General features: G+C 69.2%; 20 protein-coding genes and 1 pseudogene. 7 read left to right on the top strand and 14 right to left on the bottom strand.

Annotated features, from left to right (window positions below):
• The first annotated feature begins 37 nt into the window (after positions 1-37).
• Both ACTCB7_RS10065 and ACTCB7_RS10060 read left to right on the top strand, forming a co-directional pair.
• The gene (locus ACTCB7_RS10065; RefSeq protein WP_463006566.1) at positions 38-1,216 is read left to right on the top strand and encodes an acyl-CoA dehydrogenase; all 1,179 of its coding nucleotides are present in this window, start codon (positions 38-40) and stop codon (positions 1,214-1,216) included.
• Positions 1,217-1,329: 113 nt separating this feature from the next.
• Positions 1,330-3,057 (top strand): SWIM zinc finger family protein, encoded by a 1,728-nt coding sequence (locus ACTCB7_RS10060; RefSeq protein WP_463006565.1) that lies wholly within the window; start codon positions 1,330-1,332, stop codon positions 3,055-3,057.
• Positions 3,058-3,205: 148 nt separating this feature from the next.
• On the opposite strand, the gene ACTCB7_RS10055 is transcribed toward ACTCB7_RS10060, so the two are convergent.
• The 4 genes from ACTCB7_RS10055 to ACTCB7_RS10040 all read right to left on the bottom strand — a co-directional run bounded on the left by ACTCB7_RS10055 (position 3,206) and on the right by ACTCB7_RS10040 (position 8,356).
• Entirely contained in the window at positions 3,206-3,460 is a 255-nt protein-coding gene (locus ACTCB7_RS10055) for a Txe/YoeB family addiction module toxin (protein WP_463006564.1), read from the bottom strand.
• A complete protein-coding gene (locus tag ACTCB7_RS10050; protein ID WP_463006575.1) occupies positions 3,457-3,711 on the bottom strand; it encodes a type II toxin-antitoxin system Phd/YefM family antitoxin in 255 nt (84 codons plus the stop codon). Before ACTCB7_RS10050 ends, ACTCB7_RS10055 begins: the two co-directional genes overlap by 4 nt.
• A gap of 74 nt (positions 3,712-3,785) precedes the next feature.
• Entirely contained in the window at positions 3,786-7,112 is a 3,327-nt protein-coding gene (locus ACTCB7_RS10045) for an AAA family ATPase (protein WP_463006563.1), read from the bottom strand.
• Complete coding sequence (locus ACTCB7_RS10040) at positions 7,109-8,356, bottom strand: exonuclease SbcCD subunit D (RefSeq protein WP_463006562.1); 1,248 nt, start codon at positions 8,354-8,356, stop codon at positions 7,109-7,111. Before ACTCB7_RS10040 ends, ACTCB7_RS10045 begins: the two co-directional genes overlap by 4 nt.
• A 73-nt stretch (positions 8,357-8,429) precedes the next feature.
• On the opposite strand from ACTCB7_RS10040, the gene nfi reads away from it, so the two are divergent.
• Positions 8,430-9,176 (top strand): deoxyribonuclease V, encoded by a 747-nt coding sequence (nfi, locus tag ACTCB7_RS10035; RefSeq protein ID WP_463006561.1) that lies wholly within the window; start codon positions 8,430-8,432, stop codon positions 9,174-9,176.
• A gap of 8 nt (positions 9,177-9,184) precedes the next feature.
• Here nfi and ACTCB7_RS10030 read toward each other — a convergent pair whose 3' ends face one another.
• Positions 9,185-10,075, bottom strand: a complete 891-nt coding sequence (locus ACTCB7_RS10030; protein ID WP_463006560.1) for an aldo/keto reductase — start codon at positions 10,073-10,075, stop codon at positions 9,185-9,187.
• A gap of 101 nt (positions 10,076-10,176) precedes the next feature.
• Between ACTCB7_RS10030 and ACTCB7_RS10025 the strand changes: the two genes are divergently transcribed.
• Positions 10,177-10,752, top strand: a complete 576-nt coding sequence (locus ACTCB7_RS10025) for a DUF1415 domain-containing protein (RefSeq protein WP_463006559.1) — start codon at positions 10,177-10,179, stop codon at positions 10,750-10,752.
• Between the two features lie 91 nt (positions 10,753-10,843).
• A complete protein-coding gene (locus ACTCB7_RS10020; protein WP_463006558.1) occupies positions 10,844-11,272 on the top strand; it encodes an OsmC family protein in 429 nt (142 codons plus the stop codon).
• An 86-nt stretch (positions 11,273-11,358) separates the two neighbouring features.
• Here ACTCB7_RS10020 and ACTCB7_RS10015 read toward each other — a convergent pair whose 3' ends face one another.
• From ACTCB7_RS10015 to ACTCB7_RS10000, 4 genes are all read right to left on the bottom strand, one after another.
• Positions 11,359-13,032 (bottom strand): GMC family oxidoreductase, encoded by a 1,674-nt coding sequence (locus ACTCB7_RS10015; protein ID WP_463006557.1) that lies wholly within the window; start codon positions 13,030-13,032, stop codon positions 11,359-11,361.
• Positions 13,033-13,136: 104 nt separating this feature from the next.
• Positions 13,137-13,844 carry a gamma-glutamyl-gamma-aminobutyrate hydrolase family protein gene (locus ACTCB7_RS10010; RefSeq protein WP_463006556.1) on the bottom strand — a complete coding sequence of 236 codons (708 nt, stop codon included), beginning with the start codon at positions 13,842-13,844 and terminating at the stop codon, positions 13,137-13,139.
• On the bottom strand, positions 13,841-14,836 hold the full coding sequence (locus tag ACTCB7_RS10005) for an amidoligase family protein (RefSeq protein WP_463006555.1): 996 nt from the start codon (positions 14,834-14,836) through the stop codon (positions 13,841-13,843). The genes ACTCB7_RS10010 and ACTCB7_RS10005 overlap by 4 nt, the downstream gene beginning before the upstream one ends.
• 77 nt (positions 14,837-14,913) lie before the next feature.
• A complete protein-coding gene (locus ACTCB7_RS10000) occupies positions 14,914-16,470 on the bottom strand; it encodes a cation:proton antiporter domain-containing protein (protein WP_463006554.1) in 1,557 nt (518 codons plus the stop codon).
• A 116-nt stretch (positions 16,471-16,586) separates the two neighbouring features.
• Between ACTCB7_RS10000 and ACTCB7_RS09995 the strand changes: the two genes are divergently transcribed.
• On the top strand, positions 16,587-17,402 hold the full coding sequence (locus ACTCB7_RS09995; protein ID WP_463006553.1) for a creatininase family protein: 816 nt from the start codon (positions 16,587-16,589) through the stop codon (positions 17,400-17,402).
• Here ACTCB7_RS09995 and ACTCB7_RS09990 read toward each other — a convergent pair.
• Complete coding sequence (locus tag ACTCB7_RS09990) at positions 17,378-18,493, bottom strand: GTP cyclohydrolase II (protein WP_463006552.1); 1,116 nt, start codon at positions 18,491-18,493, stop codon at positions 17,378-17,380. The two genes, ACTCB7_RS09995 and ACTCB7_RS09990, sit on opposite strands and share 25 nt — an antisense overlap.
• Between ACTCB7_RS09990 and ACTCB7_RS09985 the strand changes: the two genes are divergently transcribed.
• Positions 18,488-19,468 (top strand): RibD family protein, encoded by a 981-nt coding sequence (locus ACTCB7_RS09985; RefSeq protein WP_463006574.1) that lies wholly within the window; start codon positions 18,488-18,490, stop codon positions 19,466-19,468. The genes ACTCB7_RS09990 and ACTCB7_RS09985 overlap by 6 nt on opposite strands.
• Here ACTCB7_RS09985 and ACTCB7_RS09980 read toward each other — a convergent pair.
• The 4 genes and pseudogenes from ACTCB7_RS09980 to ACTCB7_RS09965 form a co-directional block, all read right to left on the bottom strand.
• Positions 19,451-20,329, bottom strand: a pseudogene (locus tag ACTCB7_RS09980) (lysylphosphatidylglycerol synthase transmembrane domain-containing protein); the annotation flags it as partial. The gene ACTCB7_RS09985 and the pseudogene ACTCB7_RS09980 overlap by 18 nt on opposite strands.
• Positions 20,326-21,228 carry a hypothetical protein gene (locus ACTCB7_RS09975; protein WP_463006551.1) on the bottom strand — a complete coding sequence of 301 codons (903 nt, stop codon included), beginning with the start codon at positions 21,226-21,228 and terminating at the stop codon, positions 20,326-20,328. The pseudogene ACTCB7_RS09980 and the gene ACTCB7_RS09975, both read right to left, overlap by 4 nt.
• A complete protein-coding gene (locus tag ACTCB7_RS09970) occupies positions 21,225-22,292 on the bottom strand; it encodes a glycosyltransferase family 4 protein (RefSeq protein ID WP_463006550.1) in 1,068 nt (355 codons plus the stop codon). The genes ACTCB7_RS09975 and ACTCB7_RS09970 overlap by 4 nt, the downstream gene beginning before the upstream one ends.
• Positions 22,289-22,687 (bottom strand): 6-pyruvoyl trahydropterin synthase family protein, encoded by a 399-nt coding sequence (locus ACTCB7_RS09965; protein ID WP_463006549.1) that lies wholly within the window; start codon positions 22,685-22,687, stop codon positions 22,289-22,291. The genes ACTCB7_RS09970 and ACTCB7_RS09965 overlap by 4 nt, the downstream gene beginning before the upstream one ends.
• Positions 22,688-22,698 lie beyond the last annotated feature (11 nt).

The following is a 22,698-nucleotide window of genomic DNA, read 5'->3' as shown; positions in this document are numbered from 1 at the left end:
CTGCCTCATGATGACCGACTGACGCGATGAGGCAGACATGAGCGCATTCCCGTGGCAAGACCCGCTGCTGTTCGAGCAGCAGCTGAGTGACGACGAGCGGCAGATTCAGGACATGGCCCGTGCCTACTGCCAGGAAAAGCTTCAACCGCGCGTGCATGACGCCTTCGAGCACGAGCGCTTCGACCGTGAGATCCTGCGCGAGATGGGCGAGCTGGGCCTGCTCGGCGCCACCGTCGCCGAGACCTACGGTGGTGCCGGTGTCGGCCATGTCGCCTATGGCCTGATCGCCCGCGAGGTGGAGCGTGTCGACTCCGGCTACCGCTCGGCGATGAGCGTGCAATCCTCGCTGGTGATGCATCCCATCGAGGCCTACGGCAGCGAGGCACAGAAACGCCGCTACCTGCCCGGGCTGGCCAGTGGCGAACTCGTGGGCTGCTTCGGGCTGACCGAACCCGATGCCGGCTCCGACCCCGGCGGCATGCAGACCCGGGCGCGCCGGGTCGACGGCGGCTACCGGCTGAACGGGCGCAAGATGTGGATCACCAACAGCCCGATCGCCGACCTCGCCCTCGTCTGGGCGCGCTCTGACGCCCACGACGGCAGGATCCGTGGCTTCATCGTCGAGCGCGGCGCCGAGGGCTTCTCGACCCCGACCATCCACGGCAAGCTGTCGCTGCGTGCTTCGGTGACCGGCGAGATCGTTCTCGACGATGTCTTCGTACCCGACCAGGCGCTGCTTCCCGACGCCAGCGGGCTGGCCGGGCCCTTCGGCTGTCTCAACAAGGCGCGCTTCGGCATCGCCTGGGGCACCATGGGTGCCGCCGAATTCTGCTGGCACGCCGCGCGGGGCTACACGCTCGAGCGCCGACAGTTCGGGCGCCCGCTGGCGGCGACCCAGCTGGTGCAGGTCAAGCTGGCCGACATGCAGACCGAGATCGCCCTGGGGCTCGAGGCCTGTCTGCGCGTCGGCCGCCTGCTCGACGCCGGCCAGGCTGCGCCGGAGATGATCTCGCTGATCAAGCGCAACAACAGCGGCAAGGCGCTGGCCATCGCCCGCCAGGCCCGTGACATGCACGGCGCCAACGGCATCTCGCTGGACTATGGCGTGATGCGGCACATGGTCAACCTGGAGACGGTCAACACCTACGAGGGCACCCACGACGTACATGCGCTGATCCTGGGGCGCGCCCAGACCGGCATTCAGGCCTTCGCCTGAGCGGGTGGCGGTTTCAGCAATGAAATGATGAAAGTACGATGGCGTGCTGCCCCGCGGTTCTTGTGCAGCCGACTTCGAGGGCAGGCGATCATGAAGGCAATGGCGGTAACCTGATGCAACAGGATGAACTGGAGTTCCTTTCCGATCGGCAGCTGGCCATGCTCGCCGGTGAGGCCGCCTTCGGGCGCGGCGTTGAGTATTTCCGCGAGGGCATGGTGGTCGGCTGGAACAAGAAGGGCACCACCATCACTGCCGATGTGGAAGGCAGCGAGCGCTATCGCGTGGTGCTGAAGCTGAGCAAGCGCGGCCTGGATGGCGGGTGTGACTGCCCGGCCTCCGAGGGCATCGATTTTTGCAAGCACTGCGTGGCGACTGCTCTTGTATATCGTGCGGGTCAGGCCGAGCAGGCGCGACTGACGGTGGGCGATGCTTCGGAGCGCATTCGTGCCTATCTGCAGCAGATGGATAAGCACTCGTTGGTCGAGGCGCTGCAGTCGCTGATCGAGAACGATCCGGTACTGCATCAACAGTGGTCGCTGCGAGCCGACGCGGTGCTCGGTGTGCTGGACCACAAGGCGCTGAAAAAACGCATCACGGCGGCGTTCCCCATCAACCGCGACCTGTATCGCTATGGTCAGGTGAGTGCCTATTTCGCCAGGGCCGAGTCCATCGTCGAACAACTCGCCGAACAGGCGCCGCAACTGCCCGCGGACAAGTGCCTGATGCTGGTGGACTACGCGCTCTCGCGCATGGCTCGGGCGCTGGAAACCATCGATGATTCCGGCGGCTTTCGCTTCCATTGCGAGGCCACCCTGCAGACGCTGCATATCCAGACCGTAAAACGGCTCGACTGGGCGCCCGAGAAGCTGGCGGCGTACCTTTACGACAAGGCGTTCAGTGACCAGTCGGACATGTATCCCGAAATGCCCGATGCCTATGATGAGGCGCTGGGCGAGGCCGGCCTGGCGGCCTACCATGCCTGTCTGCAGAAGGCCTGGGATGCCTTGCCGGCGCTGCCGGCGGGGACGGGCTGGTCGGAGCGTTTCCGCTATCTGCGGTTGCGCGATCCGTTGCTCAAGCGTGCCGAGGCCAACGGCGATCTGGTCGCCATCCTGGCGTTGTACGAGAAAACGGCCAGCGATGAGAAAGATTGCCTGGACGCCGCGAAGGCCTGCATTGCCCATGATGCCTGGGATCGGGTCGAGCCCTGGTTGCAACGAGCGGCCAGGGCCGAGCCGAAAGGCCGCTCCCGCTGGGACAACGAGCGGCAGCAATTGCAGGTCCGCCTGTTGTTGCATCGCGGTGAACCCGAAGACGCGGCTCGATTGCAATGGGAGATTTACCAGCAAACCCTGCGGCTGGAAGACTATCGCTATCTGATTCAACTGGCAGACGAGAACCGGCTGAGTGTGGATTATCGACAGCGTGTCCATGACTGGCTGACCGAGTGGCTCCATAATGGCGCTCAACCTCGCTTTGCCTGGGAGCCAGCCGCGGCGAATTGCCTGTTGCAGGTTCACCTGGAGGAAGGGCGACTGAACGAGGCGCTGGCGCTGTGCAAGGAGCGAGAGGTAGCCGCCAACTTGCTGCACGCCCTGGCCAGGACGCTGACTGACACCAGCGAGCGTTTGCCGCTTTACCGGCGCCTGGTGCGCAGCCACGTGCAGAGAACCAACAACGATGCCTACCGGCAGGCGATTGCCCTGCTGCAAGAGCTACATGACGCCTTGGATGATTCTGACTCCCACCAGTCCTTCGCGGCGCTGCTCGAAGAAGTCCGTTCCGAATTCAAGCAAAAGCGTAATTTCATCAAGTGGTTGAACGAGGCCTTCCCGGCCTGAATGAGGAAGGGAAGAATTTTCACTCCCGCTCGCTGCGTGTCGGGTCTCTTGTGCCCAGCACACGGCTGAGGGCATCGAATCGAACAGGTGGGTGGGGAGCGTCATGGCGCAGCGCGGCTTCGGCTGCCTTTGCGTGTGTCTGATATTTCTAATAGTGATAACGCAACTGAGCGATCAGCAAGGCATCTTCCGTCACCTTGTAGACGAGGCGATGTTCGTCGTTGATGCGTCGTGACCAGTAACCCGCGAGGCCATGCTTCAGGGGCTCCGGCTTGCCGATACCCTCGAAGGGGGTGCGCTGGATCTCCTTGATCAGCTGGTTGATCCGGCGCAGGATCTTCTTGTCGGTCTTCTGCCAGTAGAGATATTCCTCCCAGGCTTGCTCGGAGAAAGTGAGCTTCATTCCTCGATGAGCTCCCGCTCCTGGCCGTCGTCGTCCTCCAACTGGGCGATGGACTCGAGCAGCCGGCGGGCATTCTTTGGCGAGCGCAGCAGATAGGCCGTTTCCTGCAGGGCCTCGTAGTCTTCCAATGACATCATGACTACCGATGGCGCCTTGCTGCGGGTGATGGTGACGGGCATGTGATCGTCGCAGACTTGCTGCATGGTCTTTGCCAGGTGGCTGCGTGCCGCGGTATAGCTGATGGCTTCCATAGGGTTTCCCATGTACAGGATGTTGTCCTGTACAGGATAGCGTTCCTGTCAGGTCGCGGCAATGACGATCGGTGTCAAACGCTCACCAGCCGGGCCCGGCTGGTGCCGTTGCCTTCCGGCTCCACGCGGATCTGCACCGGGATGCGCTCGTGCATCTCCTGGACGTGGGAGATCACGCCGACGCGGCGGCCCAGCGCCTGCAGGCCGTCCAGCGCCTCCATGGCCAGCGCCAGCGACTGCGGGTCGAGGCTGCCGAAGCCCTCGTCGATAAACAGCGACTCGATGACGAGCTCCCCGGAGGCCATGGAGGCCAGCCCCAGCGCCAGGGCCAGTGAGACCAGGAAGGTCTCGCCGCCCGAGAGCGAATGCACCGAGCGGCGCTCGTCGCCCATGTCGCGGTCGACCACCAGAAGACCGAGCTCGCTGCCGCCGCGCACCAGCCGGTAGCGGCGCGTCAGGCCGCCCAGGTGAGCGTTGGCGTGCTCGAGGAGCTGCTCGAGGTTGTAGGCCTGGGCGATGCGCCGGAAGGCCTTGCCGTCGGCGGAACCGATCAGCTCGCTGATGCGCCCCCAGCGGCGATGCTCGGCCCGCGCCTGATCCAGCTCGGTCCGGGCGTCCTGCTGGCGCCGGCGGCGGCGGTCGTCGTCGCGCAGGACGTGGGCGGCCTCGTCGCGGGCCTGCTGGGCGGCGTTCAGCCGCGGGGCGAGGGCCGCGCGTTCCTCGGCGAGCGCCTCGCGGCGGCGGGCGATCTCAGCGTCGATGGCCTCGCCGAGCAGCGCGTCGTCCTCCACGTTGCCTGTCTCTCCCAATGGCTTGCCCTCGATCGTCTCGGCGTCACGGCGATGGCGCCGCAGCGCCTCGCGGCGTTCGTCGAGGGCGGCGGCGGCGCGTTGGCAGGCCTGATCGGCGGCCTCGAGGCGCCGCTCGGCCGACTGGATATCCTCCTCCGTCTGGGCCAGCAGGCGCGCGAGCCGGGCGTCGTCCAGCTCGGGATGCGCCGTGCGCCACTCTGCCAGTTCGGCCTCGAGGGTGTCGCGCTCGCGGCGCAGCGTCTCGAGCCGTTCGGCCTCGTGGCTCGCCTGCTGGGCCAGGCGCTGATGCTCGGTCTGCGCCCGGTGGGACGCCGCCTGCGCCTCGTCCCGGGCCCGGCGGGCGGTGTCCTGTCGGGCGTCGAGATTCTGCTGCCAGGCGTCCGGCGAGGCGTGCTCGCCGAGGCGGGTGGCGAGCTCTCGGGCGAGCTCGTCGCGTTGGCTACGGAGCGGGGGAAGCTGTTCGGCCAGTGCCTGCAGCTCCTTGTCGAGGCCCTCTCGGCGAGTGTCGAAACGCGCGAGCCGGGTAACGTCCTCCTGAAGGGCTCGCTTCAGCGGTTCGATCTGTCGTTCGGCCTGGTTCAGCCGGCTCAGCGCCTGCTCGTGATGCGTCCGGTTGGCCTGGCCGTGCTCGGTTTGCTCGGCCAGCCAGGTATCGCGTTGATCCGGTGCGATAGCCACGAGCTCGGCATGCAGCGAATGCCGTTCGAGGGACTCGCGTGTTTCCCGGTATTGCTGTTTGGCGCCCTGAAGCTCCTGGCGAGCCTGCTTGAGAGAGGCGTCGAGCGCACTGTATTCGCCGAACAGGCGGTCGCGCTCCTGCTGGGCACGATTCAGTGCCTCGCCGGCTTCCTGGAGTTGGCGTTCCTCCTCGCGTTGCTGCGCGGCCAGCTGTTCGGCCTCCTGCGAGGCGGGCGGCCGGTGACGCCAGGGATGTTCGAGCCCGCCGCAGACCGGACAGGGCTCGTCTTCGGTCAGCGCCTCACGCAGGGCGATGACACTGTCGCTGCGCGCCGCTCGACTGCGCTCGATGATGCTGACCACGGTGTCATGCTGCGCCTTGGCGTCATCGAGCTGCCGTCTGGCCTGCTGGCCCTGTTCCAGCAGCCGGTTCAGCCGAGGCTCTTCCTTTCGGATTTGCTCGAGCAGTCGCCGATGATGGTTCGTGGCACGTTGGTATTGTTGCCAGTGACTCGCGAGTTCATCGAGGTCCAGTTGGCGCTGATGCACTCGTTCGAGGGCGTTACGGATTGCCTGGCGGGCCGCCTCGAGTTCGGTATGTTCCCCCAACAGCTGCTTGAGCGTCGCCTGCCAGTCATCGTGCTGCTGGCAGCGTTGCCGATGTTCCTCCTGGGCCTGCTGGTGATCGGCGGCCACCTGGTTCAGCTGCTGTTGCCGCTCTGCCCGGGTCTTCTCCTGTTGTGATACCTGATGGTCGAGGCTGGCCAGATGCGTGGCCAGCTCGCGGGCCTGGCGCAGCGTGGGCGCGGCCGCCCGGTGCGCCTCCACGGCCTCGGCCAGCGTCGTCTCGGCAGCCTCGGCGGCCTGCCGGGCGCGCGCCTGCTCGTGCTCGGCGTCGGTCAGCGCTCGCTGCGTCTCGGCGTGAGCCGCTTCCAGCGCCTCGAGCTCGCCGGGCAGCGCGGCCTGGCGGGCCAATGCGGGGCGGCGCGGGGCGATCAGCCGCTGCCCGTCGCGGTCGGCGCGTAGCGGGGCCAGCGCCTTCCAGGCGGCCTCGGCCTCCTGCCGGTCGGCCTGGCCCTGCCGGCAGGCGTCCCGCAGGCGGGTGTCCTCGTCGTGCCAGCGCTGCCTGGCCTGAAGCGCTTCCGCGTGGGCCTGCAGGTCGGTGAGCGCTCGCTGGGTCGCCTCGGCGGCCTCCTCCAGCTCGGCGCGGGCCTCGGGCTCGGCGGGCAGGTCGTCGGCGAGGCGCGTCTCGATCCTGTCCACGGCCTTGCGGGCCTCGCTGGCGCGGCGGTAGGCGGCCATCGAGATGGCGGAGTATTCGCCGGTGCCGGTCAGCCGCTCGAGCAGATCGCTGCGCTCGTTGTCGTCGGCCTTGAGGAAGGCGGCGAACTCGCTCTGGGCCAGCAGCACGGCGCGGGTGAACTGTTCGAAGGTCAGGCCCAGGCACTCCGGCAGCAGGCGGTCGAATTCGCGCTTCTGGTTGGTCAGCAGGCGGTCGTCGTCGAGATCGCGCAGCGACTGGTCGACGGCCTGCAGGCGCCCGCCGACTTTCTCGCGGGCGCGGCGCACCGCCCAGCGGGCGCGGTAGCGGCGGCCGTCGCGGCCCAAGAAGTCGACCTCGGCGTGGCCGCTGGCCGTGCCACGGCGCAGCAGGGTGCGCGGGTCGAAGCTCGTCACGTCGGTGTCGCCGCTGTCCGGGACCCTTGCCAGATCCTTGCGGGCGTCGCGCAGCCGCGGCGTGCTGCCGTAGAGCGCGAGGCACAGGGCGTCGAGCAGGGTGCTCTTGCCGGCGCCGGTGTGGCCGGTGATGGCGAACAGGCCGGCGTCCGCGAGCGGGGCGGCGGTGAAGTCGAGCTCGAGCGGGCCGGGAATCGAGGCCAGGTTTGCCAGGCGCAGGGCGAGGATCTTCATGCCGATGCCTCCCCGTCGTCGTCCATCACCTCCTGCTGCAGCCGGGCGAAGTCGGCCAGCACGTCCTCGCCGGGCGGCTCGCCCCAGCGGTTCTGCCAGGTGCGCTCGAACAGCCGGCGCGGGCCGAGGCTCTCGAGGTCGATCCGCTCGGGGGCGTTCTCGGTCTCGACTTTCGGCAGGCGGCGCTCGAGGCGCAGCAGGCGCAGCGGCCTGCCCTCGAGGGCGGCGTCGACCCGGGCGCGCAGGTCGGGCATCGGCGCCGAGAGCTCGACGCGTACCTCCAGCCAGGGCCAGTGTTCGCGCGGCAGGGCATCGTCGAGTTCGAGCGCCTCCAGCTCGGCCAGCACGTGCTCGAGCGGCGCCGGGCCGAGGCGATGCATGGCCACCGGGCGCGGCACGGGCAGGGCGTCCACGCCGCTCAGGCGCTCGCCGTCGAGGCTGACCTCGACGATCTGGTGCGCATAGTCGACCTCGCTGAAGGCCATGGGCAACGGGCTGCCACTGTAGCGGATGCGTGCCTCGCCGACCTGCTGGGCCCGATGCAGGTGGCCGAGCGCCACGTAGGCGATGTCGTCGGGAAACAGCGCGGCGGAGACGGCTTCCTCGCCGCCGATGACGATCGGCCGTTCGCTGGCCTCGGAGACCGTCGCGCCCTGCAGGTGAGCATGGCTCATGGCGACGAGCGCCTGACCGGGGGCACGCTGCCGACGGGCATCGGCGATCAGCTCGCGGTGAACCCGGGCCATGCCGGTCAGGTAATCGTCGGCCTCCGCCTCGCCCGCGCGGTGGCCGGTCACCTCGGCGGGGCGCAGGAAGGGCAGCGCCAGGCACCACGCCCGGGTTGCGCCCTCGGCATCGGTGAGCGGCACCAGCAGACGCCGGGTGTCGAGTCCGCCATCATCGCGCCAGTGCACCCGGCCCCGGGCGTGGGTGCGCAGCCGGGCGAGCAGCGGCGCGGGCAGCTCGATGCGGTTGCCGCTGTCGTGATTGCCGGCGATCAGCACGATGTCGAGCGTCGGCAGGCGCTCGTGGGCGGCGACGATGAAGTCGTAGAGCAGCCCCTGGGCACGCAGCGAGGGATTGACCACATCGAAGATATCGCCGGCGACGAGCAGCGCGTCGGGGCGGCGTGTGGCGAGCGTGTCGAGCAACCAGGCGAGGAAGGCCCGGTGCTCGGCGTGGCGTTCCTGGCCGTGAAAGCTCTGGCCGAGATGCCAGTCGGCGGTGTGAAGAAATGTCAGCATGGACGCCCGAGGTTCCCTTGCGCGGCAAAACTCCTAGTCTAACCGAGTGCCTATCATGAATCAGGGAGCCGATATGCCGAGACCTGCCTTGCACGACTGGGACCTGTCGCCGAAGGCGGCCGTCGCGCTGCAGACGCGTCTGGCCACACGACTCGAACGCCGCGACCGCTGTGACCCGGTGACGCATGTCGCCGGGGTGGATATCGGCTTCGAGGACGAAGGCGCGACCACCCGGGCGGCGGTCGTGCTGCTGCGCTGGCCGGATCTCGAGCCGGTCGAGGAGGTGGTGCACCGCGAACCCACGCGCATGCCCTACATTCCCGGCCTGCTGTCGTTTCGCGAGATTCCCGCCGCGCTGGGTGCCTTCGACAAGCTCTCCCGGCGACCCGAACTGGTGATGGTCGACGGGCAGGGCATCGCCCATCCTCGCCGGCTGGGTATCGCCGCGCACCTGGGGCTGTGGCTCGACCTGCCCACACTGGGCGTGGCCAAGAAGCGCCTGTGCGGGCGTCATGGTGAGGTGCCCGAGGTCCGTGGCGAATGGACGCCGCTGACCGACCGCCGGCGTGCCGAGGACCCGGACGATGTCCCGCTGGACGACGAGGGTCGGGTGGTGATCGGCGCCGTGCTGCGCTCCCGGGAAGGGGTCAAGCCGGTGATCGTCTCCCCTGGGCATCGTCTCTGCCTGGCCACGGCGCTGGAATGGACGCTGGCCTGCCTGGGGCGCACCAAGCTGCCGGAGCCGACGCGGTTGGCGGATCGGCTGGCCTCGCGGCGGGGTCGGGCGTTTCGTGACTCCGACGCCCCTTCCTTGCTGTAGCGGCGCGTTTACACGATATCCAGCGGGGGCTTGCGCTCGGGGGCCGGGAAGGCGGCGTCCAGCCGGGCCAGGGCCGCGTCGTCGAGGCGCAGCGCCAGCGCCTCGGCATTGGCCCGCACATGCTCGGGCTGGACCGCCTTGGGAATGGCGATCACGTCGCGCCGCCCGTCGGGGGCGGGGCGGATCGCCCAGGCCAGCAGTACCTGCTCCGGGGTGACACCGTAGGCCTCGGCCACGGCGCGCACCTCGGCGTGGCCGAGCAGGTCGCGGCGCAGGCGGCCGCCCTGGGCCAGCGGGCAGTAGGCCATGGTCGGCAGGCCACGCTCGCGCTGCCGGGGCAGCAGGCTGTGCTCGATGCCGCGCGACCCCAGGTGATAGAGCACCTGGTTGACCGTGCAGCGCGCGCCGCCGGGTAGCGACCACAGGGCCTGCAGGTCGTCGATATCGAAGTTGGAGACACCGAAGCGGCGGATCTTGCCCTGCTCGGCGAGGCGCTCGAAGGCCTCCAGGGTCTCGTCGAGGGGGATGTTGCCCGGCCAGTGCAGCAGGTAGAGATCGAGATGGTCGGTGCCCAGCCGCGCGAGGCTGCGTTCGCAGGCGGCGATGGCACTGTCGCGCCCGGCGTTCCAGGGATAGACCTTGGACACCAGGAAGGCCTCGTCGCGCCGTCCGCGCAAGGCCTCGCCGACGACCTCCTCAGCGCCGCCGTCGCCGTACATCTCGGCGGTGTCGATCAGGGTCAGCCCCAGGTCGAGCCCCTGCTGCAGGGCGCGAACCTCGTCGTGACGCGGGGCGCGTCCCTCGCCCATGTACCAGGTGCCCTGGCCGAGTGCGGGCAGGGTGACGGCCGGTGCCTTGGCGGTGGCCGGCAGGGTGACGGTGGCGCGGGAATCGGGCACGGCAGCCTCCACTATGTGGTAATGATTTCCACTCATGGTGCGCCAGGCGCCACGGTGCTGCAAGGGCTATACTGCACGGCCTTCAGCCACGAGAGCCTGTCATGTCTACCTCGACCGTCGAGACGGCCGCGATTGCCGCCACCCGCGCCTGGGTGACGCGTTTCGTGATCGCCCATAACCTGTGCCCCTTCGCCGCGCCCGAAGTGCGTCGCGAGCGGGTGCGCTATGTCACCGTGGCATCGAGCAACGCCGAGGTCGTGCTGCAGGCCCTGGTCGATGAGTGTCGCCGCCTCGATGGCGACGACACGGTGGAGACGACGCTGCTGATCCTCACCGGGGCGGCTGCGGCGTTCGACGACTACCTCGATCTGCTGGAGCTGGCGGAACGCCTGCTCGACCTCGAGTGCTACACCGGGCGTTATCAGCTGGCGAGCTTTCATCCGGACTACTGCTTCGCGGACGCCGAGCCCGACGATCCGGCCAATGCCACCAACCGTTCGCCCTGGCCGATGCTGCACCTGCTGCGTGAGGCGAGCCTGAGCCGGGCGCTCGAGGGTTACCCGGACCCCGAGGGGATACCCGAGCGCAACATGGCCCGGTTGCGCCGCCTGGGGCAGGCCGAGGTGGCCGCCGCGCTGGCCGCCTGCCGGGAGGATCCGACGGCGTCGGGCGGCTGACCCCTTGAAGGACGACGTGGTCGCCGGCATGCACTACAGTGAGCGAAGCGGCGCCCGGAGCGGTGCCACGTCATCACGAAAAGGAGGCGACATGACGATCAAGAAGCAGGGTTCGGCCCATTGGCAGGGGAGCCTGAAACAGGGGCAGGGCCATGTGTCCACCGAGAGCGGGGCACTCGAGGCCAACCCCTACGGTTTCAATACGCGCTTCGAGGGCCAGTCCGGGACCAATCCGGAGGAACTCATCGGTGCCGCCCACGCCGGTTGTTTCTCCATGGCCCTGTCGATGATCCTCGGCGAGGAAGGCCTGGAGCCGGAGGCCATCGATACCCGGGCGACCGTGTCGCTGGTGCAGGATGACGACGGGTTCAGCATCTCGGCCATCCATCTGGAAACCCGGGCCCGGATCCCCGGCGCCGATGCGGACGTCTTCCAGCGTTGCGCCGACAAGGCCAAGGCAGGCTGCCCGGTGTCCAAGCTGCTCAACGCCGAGATCACCATGGAGGCACGGCTCGACTGACGGCGTGCCGTTTCCCGTTGTGCGGCCCGCGTGTCCTGCGGGCCGTCTTTCCTTCCGCCCCTCGTCTCGTGCCCCGTGCGTCTTTCTCAGGAAACGCTTGCCTCGGCGGCTGAGGGTGCCTCGCTGCCGATGGCCTGCCACTGACGCTCCTCGAGAATCATCGCCGCGGCCTTCTCGGCGATCATCAGGGTCGGCGAGCAGGTATTGCCCGAGACGATGGTGGGCATGATCGAGGCGTCGACCACCCGCAGGCCGTCCAGCCCGTGCACGCGCAGCCGGTCGTCCACCACGGCGTGCAGGTCCTGGCCCATCTTGCAGGTGCCCACCGGGTGGAAGATGGTGGTGCCGATATCGCCGGCCGCCTCGGCCAATGCCGCGTCGCTCTGGTAGTCCGGGCCGGGCTTGATCTCCTCGGGACGGTAGGGCGCCAGCGCCGGTGCCCCGGCGATGCGTCGCGTGAGGCGAATCGCATCCACCGCGACGCGGCGGTCCTCGGCCTCGCTCAGATAGTTGGGGGCGATGCGTGGCGGCTGGCGCATGTCCCGGGAACGAATCGTCACGCTGCCGCGGCTGGCCGGCCGCAGGTTGCACACCGACGCGGTGAAGGCGGGGAAGTCATGCAGCGGCTCGCCGAAGGCGGGCAGCGACAGCGGCTGGACGTGATACTCCAGGTTGGCGCTGGCTTGCCCGGGGTCGGAGCGGGCGAAGGCGCCGAGCTGGCTGGGTGCCATGGTCAGCGGCCCGCTGCGCGTCAGCAGGTACTGCCAGGCCATGCCCAGCTTGCCCCGCCAGGAACCGGCGATCTCGTTGAGGGTGCGGGCACCCTGGATGCGGTAGATCATGCGCAACTGCAGGTGGTCCTGCAGGTTGCCGCCGACCCCCGGCAGCTCGTGCACCCGCGGGATGTCCAGGGAGTCGAGCAGCGTCCGGGAGCCGACGCCGGAGCGCTGCAGGATCGACGGCGAGCCGATGGCGCCGGCACTGAGGATCACCTGATCGGCCGCCAGCGTCTGGAAGGCGCCATCGAGACACACGCGGATAGCACAGGCCCGCGGTCGGTCGCCGCTGGTGTCGAACAGCACCCGGTCGACCTCGGCGTCGGTGATCAGGGTGAAGTTCTCGCGCTCCTCGAGCCCTCTCAGAAACGCCTTGGAGGCATTCCAGCGCACGCCGCGGCGCTGGTTGACCTGGAAATAGCTGCTGCCCTCGTTGTCGCCGAGGTTGAAGTCGTCGATCGGCGGAATGTCCTGCTCGGCGCAGGCGGCCCGGAAGGCCTCGAGGATTTCCCAGCGATGCCGCTGGCGTTCGACGCGCCATTCGCCGCCGGCCCCGTGGGCCTCGCTGGCGCCGGCGTAGTGGTCCTCGCTGCGCCGGAAGTAGGGCAGCACGCTCTGCCAGTCCCAGCCGCTGTTGCCCAGTTCGGCCCAGTGGTCGTAGTCGCGGGCCTGGCCGCGCATGTAGATCATGCCGTTGATCGACGAGCTGCCGCCCAGCACCCGGCCACGGGGGTAGCCTAGCGCGCGGCCGTTGAGGCCGCTTTCCTCGTCCGTGCGGTAGCACCAGTCGGTGCGCGGGTTGCCGATGCAGTACAGGTAACCGACCGGGATGTGAATCCACGGGTAGTTGTCGCGTCCGCCGGCCTCGACCAGGGTGACCCGGTGGTGCGGGTCTTCCGAGAGGCGCTTGGCGAGCAGACAGCCGGCGGGGCCGGCACCGACGATCAGGGTGTCGGCGGCCGCGTAGGTGCGTGCATGAGTCATGGGAGCGGGGCTCTCTTGTCATTGTTGCCTGTTCCCAGCCTAGGCCAGCCGGGGTGGCGACGAAGAGCCCGACAATGGTCGAAGCCGATGGCGAGCCGTCGGCGTCAGAGCGCCTCGTCGGAGCGGGAAAGCGGGCGGGGTGCCTCACGGGTGGCGGCCCGTTCGACCAGGGCGCGGATCAGACGCTGCTGGGGGCGGTTGAAGACCAGAAACTCCGGATGCCATTGCACGCCGATGACGAAGTCGTGATCGGTACTCTCGATGCCCTGCACCAGATTATCGCGATCGCGAGCGACGACCCGGACGTTGTGGCCGGTGCGGTCGATGGCCTGATGATGAAGGCTGTTCACGTGGCAGCTATCGACACCCAGCAGGTGATTCAAGCGGCTTCCCGGCGTTACCTGCACGGTCTTGCGCGGCAGCACGGTGCGCCGAGGGCGTATGTGCTCGAAGGTGGCGTGAATGTCGGTGATCAGCGAGCCGCCGAGAAACACGTTGATGATCTGGGCGCCGCGGCAGATGCCCAGCACCGGCCGGTTCGTCGGCAGCACGCGCTCCAGCAACGCCAGTTCCAGGGTGTCGCGCTGCGGATCGACGCGCACGTCGAGCTGCATTTCGCCGCCATAGAGCTGTGCGCCGATGTCGTCGCCGCCGCCGACGATCAGGCCGTCGATCGCCACGTCGTTGCCGTCGCGCGTGGGAGACAGCCGAACCGGCAGACCGCCGGCGCGCCACACGGCCAGGCAGTCGCACCACCAAGCGAGCCGGCTCTTGTGATCCGAGGTCGTGATGCCGATGCGTGGACGTCTCATGCTTCCTTCATCCACTCCCGCAGTCGATCCAGCCAGCGCGACACCGGCGGGCGCTGGAGATGCTCGAGATACGCCGCGCCACGCCGGGCCAGCAGGTCGGCGTCGGCCGCCAGTCGCTCCACTTCGACCCAGCGGTTCCATTCCGCGGTGGCCGATCCCGGCTGCGATAGCTGGGCATTGGGCAGGCGATAGTGAAAGGTCGGCCGGGGCTTGACGAGCTCATCGTGCAGCAGGGCATGCAGGCTGTCGGGACGCAGGTGGGCGAACAGCGGGCACAGGTCCAGTTCGCGATTGCGGGTCGGGTTGGCGGCCAGGTAGTCATCGATCAGGGTGTCGAGATCCGGCCGGTAGGCCGGGTTCAGCACCTGCATGACGTAGTCCCGCGGGAAGGGGTTGGCATGGGGCAGCATCGCGCGGGTGATATCGATGTCGATCTGCTCGCGCAGCCAGTCGGCGAGGATCAGATAGGCGCGCAGGTGGGCGAGCAGCGTGTCGACATCGGTACCCGGCACTTCGGGGTTGAGATGCAGGCCGAAGCCATAGAGCAGGCTGTCGCGGGTATCGCGCGCCCCTTGCAGACGCAGGGCGCCGAACAGCGCGTCGAGCTCGCCGAGCGCCGGCCAGGGCAGCGGCGGGCAGATGATTTCGGTGGGCACGACGCCGGCCACGGCGTCGCCGATCAGCTCGCGGGTGCGATTATGCAGGACCAGGCGCCAGTGCAGCCACTCGTCGTCACCGCGCTCCCGGGCCCGGCGTACCAGGTCGTCATCCGGGTGCGCGTACTTGGCATCGAGTTCGATGGTGAAATCGCCACGGGGCGTATCGACGACCTTGAGCCGATGCGGCCCCAGACGCTCGATCCGCCCGCCGAAGTGGGACTGCACGAGTTCCGCGGCGGCCTGCGGGGCGATGGCGGCAAACTCGAGTTCCACGCCCACCCGGCGGAAGTCGCCGTCCGGGGTACATGGCGAGGGAGGCGCTGCGGGTGTCATGCGGCCCTCCGGGAAAAGTGGTCAGACACCCATTGCAACGGTTGCGGTCGCCCCTTGCAAGCCTTCTTTGCCGCTGTCTACTCCGCCGCGGTGACGTGGAGCCCCTGACGAACGTGTTCGGCCAGCCCCAGTCCGGCCTCGTGCATGGTCAGGTAGGTCTGGTTGGCGCCGGCCTGACGAATCGCCTCGGCCTCGTCCTCATAGAGGCTGTGGGCGACGATGGTGCCGGTGAAACCGTGCGCGCGCAGCTGGCGCGTGGCGAAAACCTTGGTCTCGGCGTCCGGCAGCGACAGTACCACGACCTCGACGTGGCGCAGGTCGACACTGTTCCAGAAGCCCACGTCCTCGACGTCGGCGTAGACCACATGGCGGCCGTTGCCGATGTGGCTCTCGACCCGACTGGGGTCGGCATCCAGACCGATCAGATGCGTGTGATCGGCATGCAGGCGATCGTAGGCGGCGGTACCGGTGCGCCCCATGCCGACGATCATCACCCGGGCATCGCCCAGCGAGGCGGGCTGTTCGTCGGGGTGCCAGTGGTCCTGCTCGAAGCGCCGTAGAAGCGGTTCGAGGCGAGCGAACAGGGCGTGCGCGTTGCGCTGCAGGGGCGCGGCGACGAGAAAGGACAACGCCACGGCCAGTGCCAGGCTGACCAGGGCGTCGGGTACCAGCGCGGCGGCGACGATCAGCCCGAATTCGCTGTAGCTGGTGAGACTGATGGCGGCCTGGAAGGCATTGCGTGCGCGCAGGCGGAAGAGGATCAGCAAAAAGAAGAACAGTGCGGCCTTGAGCGGCAGCAGAGCGGTGAAGGCCAGGGCGAAGCCCAGCGAGTGCCAGTCGGGCAACCCCGACATGCCGATCTTGAGGAAGAAGCCGACGAGGAACAGCTCCTTGAGCGCCCACAGCGATTTGCCCAGCTCCTGGGCGCGGGGGTGGCCGGCCACCAGGGCGCCGAGCAGCAGCGCCCCGACCTCGCCGGACAGGCCCAGCGCCGTGAACCCGGCGCCACCGACCACCACCGCCAGCACCAGTCCCATCAGCAGCAGCAGCTCGTCGTGGCCGCTCCAGTCGATCAGCCGGTAGAGCGCCGGGCGCAGCAGCGGCAGGCCGAGCAGGCAAAGTGCCCACGGCGAGGGGACTTGGCCGGTGGAAAAGGCCAGTACCACCAGGGCGATCAGGTCCTGAATGATCAGGATGCCGATTGCCACCCGGCCGTGGAAGGCGCGCAGCTCGCGGCGGGCTTCCAGGCTCTTCGCCGAGAGCACGGTGCTCGAGAAGGCCAGTGCCACGGCCAGCAGCACCGCCGTGGGCCAGGCGATGCCGCCCAGCCAGTGCAGGCCGGGCGCGAAGACCGCCAGGGTGGCGATGAAATGGATCAGGCCGCCGCCGAGCACCTCGGGCTGGCCGAGGCTGCGCAGCTTGAGCTTCAGCCCGACCGTGAACAGCAGCAGCAGCACCCCCAGATGCGAGACGTGATCGAGGATTTCCGGGGTGCTCGCGGGCAGTGAGAGCCGCTCGGCGAAGGGGTTGATGAGAAAGCCGGCGGCCAGGAAGCCGATCAGTGCCGGAAGTCCGCACCGCCAGGCCAGCAGCCCGAGCATGAAGGCGACGGTGAGACAGATGACTTCCAGCATGGCAGGCTCCTGGGCGAGAGGGACGTTGGGGGCGGCCGAAGCGGCTGCATCCTAGCGTATCCTGACGTAATGTCGATGACGATGATGCCGTATTCGCGATGATCGAGGAGTGACGCATGTCAGCACGACCGGGGCGGGACTGGCAGACATTGACCAGTGTCGAGCTGCGCGACCGGGTGACGCCGGATACGGTGGCGCTGTTGCCGCTGGGGGCGATCGAACAGCACGGTGCGCATCTGCCGCTGTCCACCGATCATGATATCGCCACGGGGCTGGCCGCGGCCGCGTGCGCGCACCTGCCGGACGACTTCCCGTTGCTGACGCTGCCGGGCATGGTGGTGGGCGCCAGTGACGAGCACCTGAGCTTTCCCGGTACCCTGAGCCTGCCGGCGGAGGTGGCCATCGCGGTGATCGAGGCCCACGGCGATGCACTCGCCCGGGCCGGTGTGCGCCGTCTGGTGCTGTTCAATGCCCACGGTGGCAACAAGGGCGTGATGGACATCGCCGCACTGCGGCTGCGGCGGCGCTGGGGCATGCTGGTGGTCAAGGCCCACTACATGCGCTTCACGCCGCCCGAGGGGGCGCTGCCCGACGCGGAGTGGCGGCACGGCCTGCACGGCGGTGCCCTGGAAACCTCGCTGATGCTGGCCCTGGCCCCGCACGCGGTGCGTGTCGAGCGTCTCGGCCACCCTGAATCACGGGGCGAGGCGATGGCCGCCGGCGGTGCCCGGCTGGGGCCCGAGGGAGAGGCGGCATTTGCCTGGCTGGCCGAGGACCTGCATCCCGACGGCGTGGTCGGCAATGCACAGCTGGCCGATCCCGAACTCGGCGAGCGCCTGGTAGCGCACTATGCGGCGCGGCTGGCGGAGATCCTCGTCGACACCCGGCTCATGGCCATTGACGACTTTCAGGCCCGGCCGGACTCGCGGTGATCGCCGAGCACCTCGTCGAGCAGGTGCCCGGCGCGGTGGGCCTTGGCATGCAGGTAGCGGTAGTTCTGCTCGGTGAGTCGGCCGTAGAGGGCCTGGCGCTCGGCGACTTCGATGCCGCCGTCGGTCAGCGCGGCGATCTTGACCGGGTTGTTGGTGAGCAGCTGCACGCGACGGATCGCCAGGGCGGCCAGCATGTCCACGGCCACGGCGTAACGTCGCTCGTCCTCGCCGAAGCCCAGCGCCTGGTCGGCGTCCACGGTGTCCAGCCCCGCGTCCTGCAGGGTATAGGCACGCAGTTTGTTGGCCAGGCCGATGCCACGCCCCTCCTGGGCCAGGTAGAGCAGCACACCGCCCCCCAGGGCGGCGATCTCGGCCACGGCGTTGCGCAGCTGCTCGCCGCAGTCGCAGCGCAGGCTGGCGAAGAGATCGCCGGTCAGGCAGGCCGAGTGCAGGCGCAGGGGCACAGCGGATGGCCAGTGCTCGGCCTCGCCGATGATGATCGCCACATGCTCTCGCAGGCCGTCGGGCTCGCGGAACAGGATGAAACGGCTTTCGGTGGCCTCGGCCAGCGGGATCCGCGCCTCGCTGACCCGGCGCAGCATGCCCGGGGCGGCGTCGAGCAGGCGTGATGCCTCTGCGGCCCCGACGGCCAGCAGCTCGCCGCTGGCCAGACGTGCCTCGATACCGGGGCGTTCGTCGTCGGCGATGCGGGTCGTCAGGGCGGCGGGAATCAACAGGGCGCGGCGCATCAGGGCCAGAGCCGCCCGCTCGGCCTGGCCGGCGGGGTGCAGTTCGGGCAGGGCTTCGACGCGGTCCAGGCCGAATGCCAGGGCGTTGAGCCGCCGGGTGTCCCGGCACAAGGCGGGTGTCAGCGCCAGGCGGGCACCGTCGGCATCGATGGGGTGGCCCAGGCGTGCCAGACGATGGCGGCTGAGCACCAGGCTCGGCGCATCCGGCCGCTCGGCCAGCGTGGCGAGATTGGTGTCGTCCAGGCTTTCCAGCGGGTGCACGAGACAGGGTCCGTCGGCGTCACGCAGCAGCACCGGCAAGCCGCGGCGGATATCGAAAAGGGCGCGTTCGACCTGATGCATGAGCGTCTCCTTGCGTTGGGGTTGCCCCGGCGCAGTCGGGCTGCGCATGATGAGTCGTCGAGCCTTCCCGGAGGATGCATGCACGACTCGCTTTTCCCAGCGGCCTGGCGGCTTGTCCGCCAGGCCCGTGAACATGACTGGTCACGGTCTGCCATGGCCCGCTTCGCGGCCGAGAGGATGACCCTCGAGGTGCGCCGGGGCGGTGCCTGGCGTACCGATATCGTCCCCGGCGAGGCGGTGCGGGACCTGTTCGACTGTCTGTTGCCACTGGTGGCGCGCTGCGGATCGCTGGCCATCGCCCAGCTGGGACAGAGTCTCGACGGGCGCATCGCCACCGAAACCGGTGCCTCGCACTACATCAATGGCCTGGATAGCCGGGCTCACCTGCATCGTCTGCGGGCCCTGGTCGATGCCGTGCTGGTCGGCGCCGGTACCGTGGCCGCCGACGACCCGCAGCTGACCGTGCGCCATGTCGAAGGGGGGCACCCCTGCCGGGTGATCCTCGATCCTCGCGGCCGCCTGCCCGCCGAGCGGGCCGTCTTTCAGGACGGCCTGGCCGCGACCTGGCACCTGGTGGGCCGTGGCGTGAAACCCCTGGCCGGGGTCGGCGCCCATGTCCGGCACCTCGAGCTGGCTGTTCCGCCCGGCGCCATCGCCCCAGGCACGATTCTCGAGGCGCTGGCCGCCGAGGGAATGCACCGGGTATTGATCGAGGGCGGCGGCGTCACCGTCTCGCGCTTTCTCGACGCCGACGTGCTGCACCGCCTGCACGTCATGGTGGCGCCGTTGCTTATCGGCTCCGGACGCCCCGGTCTCAAGCTGCCCGCCATCGACACCCTCGATCGGGCGCGGCGTCCGCCGATGCGCCACTTCGCCTGCGGTGAGGATCTTCTGCTCGACCTGGCGCTTGCCGATGCCGTGGCGCCGGTACAGCAGGAAGAAAGCACCGGGCAGGCTGGTCAGCAGCACCACTAGCCCGTAGGTCATCGAGATCGCCACGCCCTGGGCGGCGGGCAGCCCGACCGCGCTCCAGACCAGGGCGGCGGCGCCCTCGCGCAGCCCCCAGCCGGCGACCGACAGCGGCAGGGCCATGGCCATCAACACCGGCGGCACCAGCGCCGCCAGGGTCATCGTCGGCAGTTCGGCTCCCACGGCTCTGGCCGCGCACACATAGACCGCCATGTAGCTGATGACCACCGCCAGTGAACCGAGCAGCTGACGGGGCCAGGCGGCCGCGGAGAACAGGGTACGGGCCAGATCGCCGCCGAGTCCGGCCAGTGCCCGGGGCGGCCGGCGATAGAGTACGGTCAGCCCCGCGCTCAGTGCCAGCAGGCCCAGTATCGCCGTGGCCCGGCTCGTGCCGGGCAGGGCGGCCAGGGCTTCGCCGGCGCGCGCGAGCGGGGCGTGCCAGATCGGGGCGAGCAGGGCCACGGCGGTGACCCCCCACAGCACCAGCTGCCCGGAGGTACGTTCGATGACCACGGCTCGGACCGCCGCGCGTCGCGCGCCGCTGGTGCCGGCATGTCGCCAGGCACGGGCGACATCGCCCATCACGCCCCCGGGCAGCAGCTGATTGAGGAAAGTGGCCAGATAGTATTCACGAAAGGCCGCCGCCCGGGACAGTGGCGCGCCCAGCAGGCGTGCCGTGAGCCGCCACCGCCAGGCCGAGACGACCACCTGGGGCAGGCTGGTCAGCAGGCCGAGCGCGATCCAGTCCAATGCCAGACCCTCGAGTTCGGCGGCGATCGCCGACGGGTCGAGCCAGGCCGTGACGCCGGCGAGCCCTGCCAGGCTGAACGCCAGGCGGGGCAGGGTGCCGGGCGGCAGGGGTGTCATCCGCCGTGCCGCGGGTGAACGAAGAGGTCGTCGTGCTCGACGCGCACGCCCCAGTCGCCCGCCTCCAGGCTGGTGCGGCGCCGCGCGTGCCAGGCGTGAATCCGCGTCGCTTCGTCGGGCCGCTGCTCGAGCGCCGCCTCGGCCCAGCCGTCGAGCAGGGCCAGAGCCAGCGGACGCGCATCGGCGTCGGAGGGCGTCAGCACCCAGGGGCTGGCGGCGCGCATCAGATCATAGCCGTGGGCGGCGAAGCGTTCGGCGAGTGCGTCGGTGGCATTGCCGCCCAGGGCGGCGCCGAAGCCCTTGTCGCGGTGCTGATGCTCGTCGAGAGTGCGACGTACCCAGCGGTCGTCGGCGTCCTCCCGATAGTTGCCGTCGGCGTCGATGAAGCGCCAGCCGCCGGTGATGCTGAGCGTGAACAGGCCGGGCAGACGCCGTTCCACCATGGCCTGCACGAAGCCGTCGAGCCAGTCGCGCGAGACCAGATCGAACAGGGCCGAGGCACTGACCAGATCGGCCCCGTCGAGCAGGGTGGGGTCGAAGGGGGTCAGCGAGCGTTGCTCGTGTTGCCACGCGAGCGGGCGGGCGTCGTCATCCCGCAGCGTCTGCAGACGTCTTTCGGCCTGCTCGAGGAGCTCGGCATCCTGATCGATCAGGCGCCAGTGCTGGGGGCCGGGCCAATGGTTCGCCAGATAGGCCACGTTACTGCCGCTGCCACTGCCCAGGTCGATCAGGTGCAGCGGGCGGTCATCGCTGCGGCACTGTTCCAGCCAGCGCCGGGCTTCCTGAGTGAGCGAGGCATCGCGGGCCTGATGGTCGGTGGGTTCGCGCAGGGTCAGCCAGCGGCCGTCGAAGCGACCGGCCGGCTGGTTCAGGGCGTTGCTTGCCAGTGCCATGGTCATGCGTGTGTCTCCGGGGTGTCGATGAGTGCCGCGGCGAAGGCGCGGCCGGTCGTGTTCCAGTCGGGAAGCGCCTGGCCGGCTTCGCGGGCGCCGTCCAGCAGGGTGTCGCGCAGCGCGGCGTCGTCGAGCCAGCGCGTCAGGGCTTCGGCCAGGGCGGCGGGATCGCCGGGCGGCACCTGCAGGCCGGCGCCTTCGGGAAGCGTGTGGGCGAGCGCACCGCCGGTGGTGGTGAGTACCGGCAGCCCGTGGGCCAGGGCCTCGCTGATCACCATGCCGTAACCCTCGTAATGGGAGGGCAGCACGAAGAGATCCGCCGCCGCGTAGGCCTTGGCCAGGGCATGGGGCGGGCGCTCGCCGAGCAGGTGGACGCGCTCGCTCAGCCCATGGGCGGCGATGCGTTCACGGACATGCTCGACATGGGCGACGTCCCGATCGAGACCGCCGATGCAGTCGCACTGCCAGTCCCGGTCGGCCAGCCCGGCCAGTGCCTCGACCAGAACGTCGTGGCCCTTGCGCGGCGTGATCGTGGCCACGCACAGCAGTCGGGCGGGGCCGGTGTGGTATGCGGCGCGTCGGGGTGGCATCGGTGGGCGCTCGACGCCGGGCTCGATCACGCGGATACGCTCGGCGCCGACCTTGAAGTCGGCGAGCCGGCGAGCGGTAAAGGGGCTGGTCACAATGACTCGATTCACCGCGGCCAGCGCCCGCGTTTCGCTGATCCGGAAGCGAGTGCACTGGGCGGCGTCGAGGCCGGTCTCGTCGGCCAGCGGGTGATGGACCAGCGCGGTGATATCCAGGCGCGGTGCATGCTGGGCGACGATCTCGGGCAGACCACCCATGGCCAGCCCGTCGATCACCACCCTGGCGCCGTTGGGGCAGTCAGCCAGGGCCGTGTCCAGCGCCTGGCCGGCGGCGGCATCGGGTTCCGGGAAACGCCCCTCCAGCCCCACGACCTCGACCTGCCAGCCCTGGTGGCGCAGGGCCTCGACGATGCGGGCGTCGTAGACGTAGCCGCCGGTAAGCTGGCCGGGGTCGCCGGCGACAATGAAGGTCAGGTCCGTCATAGCGCCCCCTCGTAGCCGGCCCAGGCGATGTGTGACTCGTGCAGTGTCACCTTGAGGTGCGTCAGGGCCTTGGCGCCTTCGCCGAGCTCGCCGTCACGAATCCGCCGGGCCATGCGCTCGAAGACGGCGTGCGCCATGAATTCGGTGGTGGTGTTGCGACCCCGGAAGGCGTCCAGCTCGTCGAGATCGGTGAGATGGAATTCCGCCAGCACGGCCTTGAGGGTGTCGCCGGCCAGGCCGATATCGACGACCAGGTCATGCTCGTCGAGCTCGGGACGCTTGAAGGTCACGTCGACCACATAGGTCGCGCCGTGGCGGTGCTGCGCCGGACCGAAGACCTCGCCCTGAAAACTGTGGGCGATCATCATCTGGTCGCGGACGGTAAGGCTGAACATCGTGTCGGACT

The organism is Modicisalibacter sp. (genome assembly GCF_055145905.1).
The sequence above is the reverse complement of the archived record's forward strand: the minus strand, read 5'-3'. Positions and strand labels throughout refer to the sequence as shown.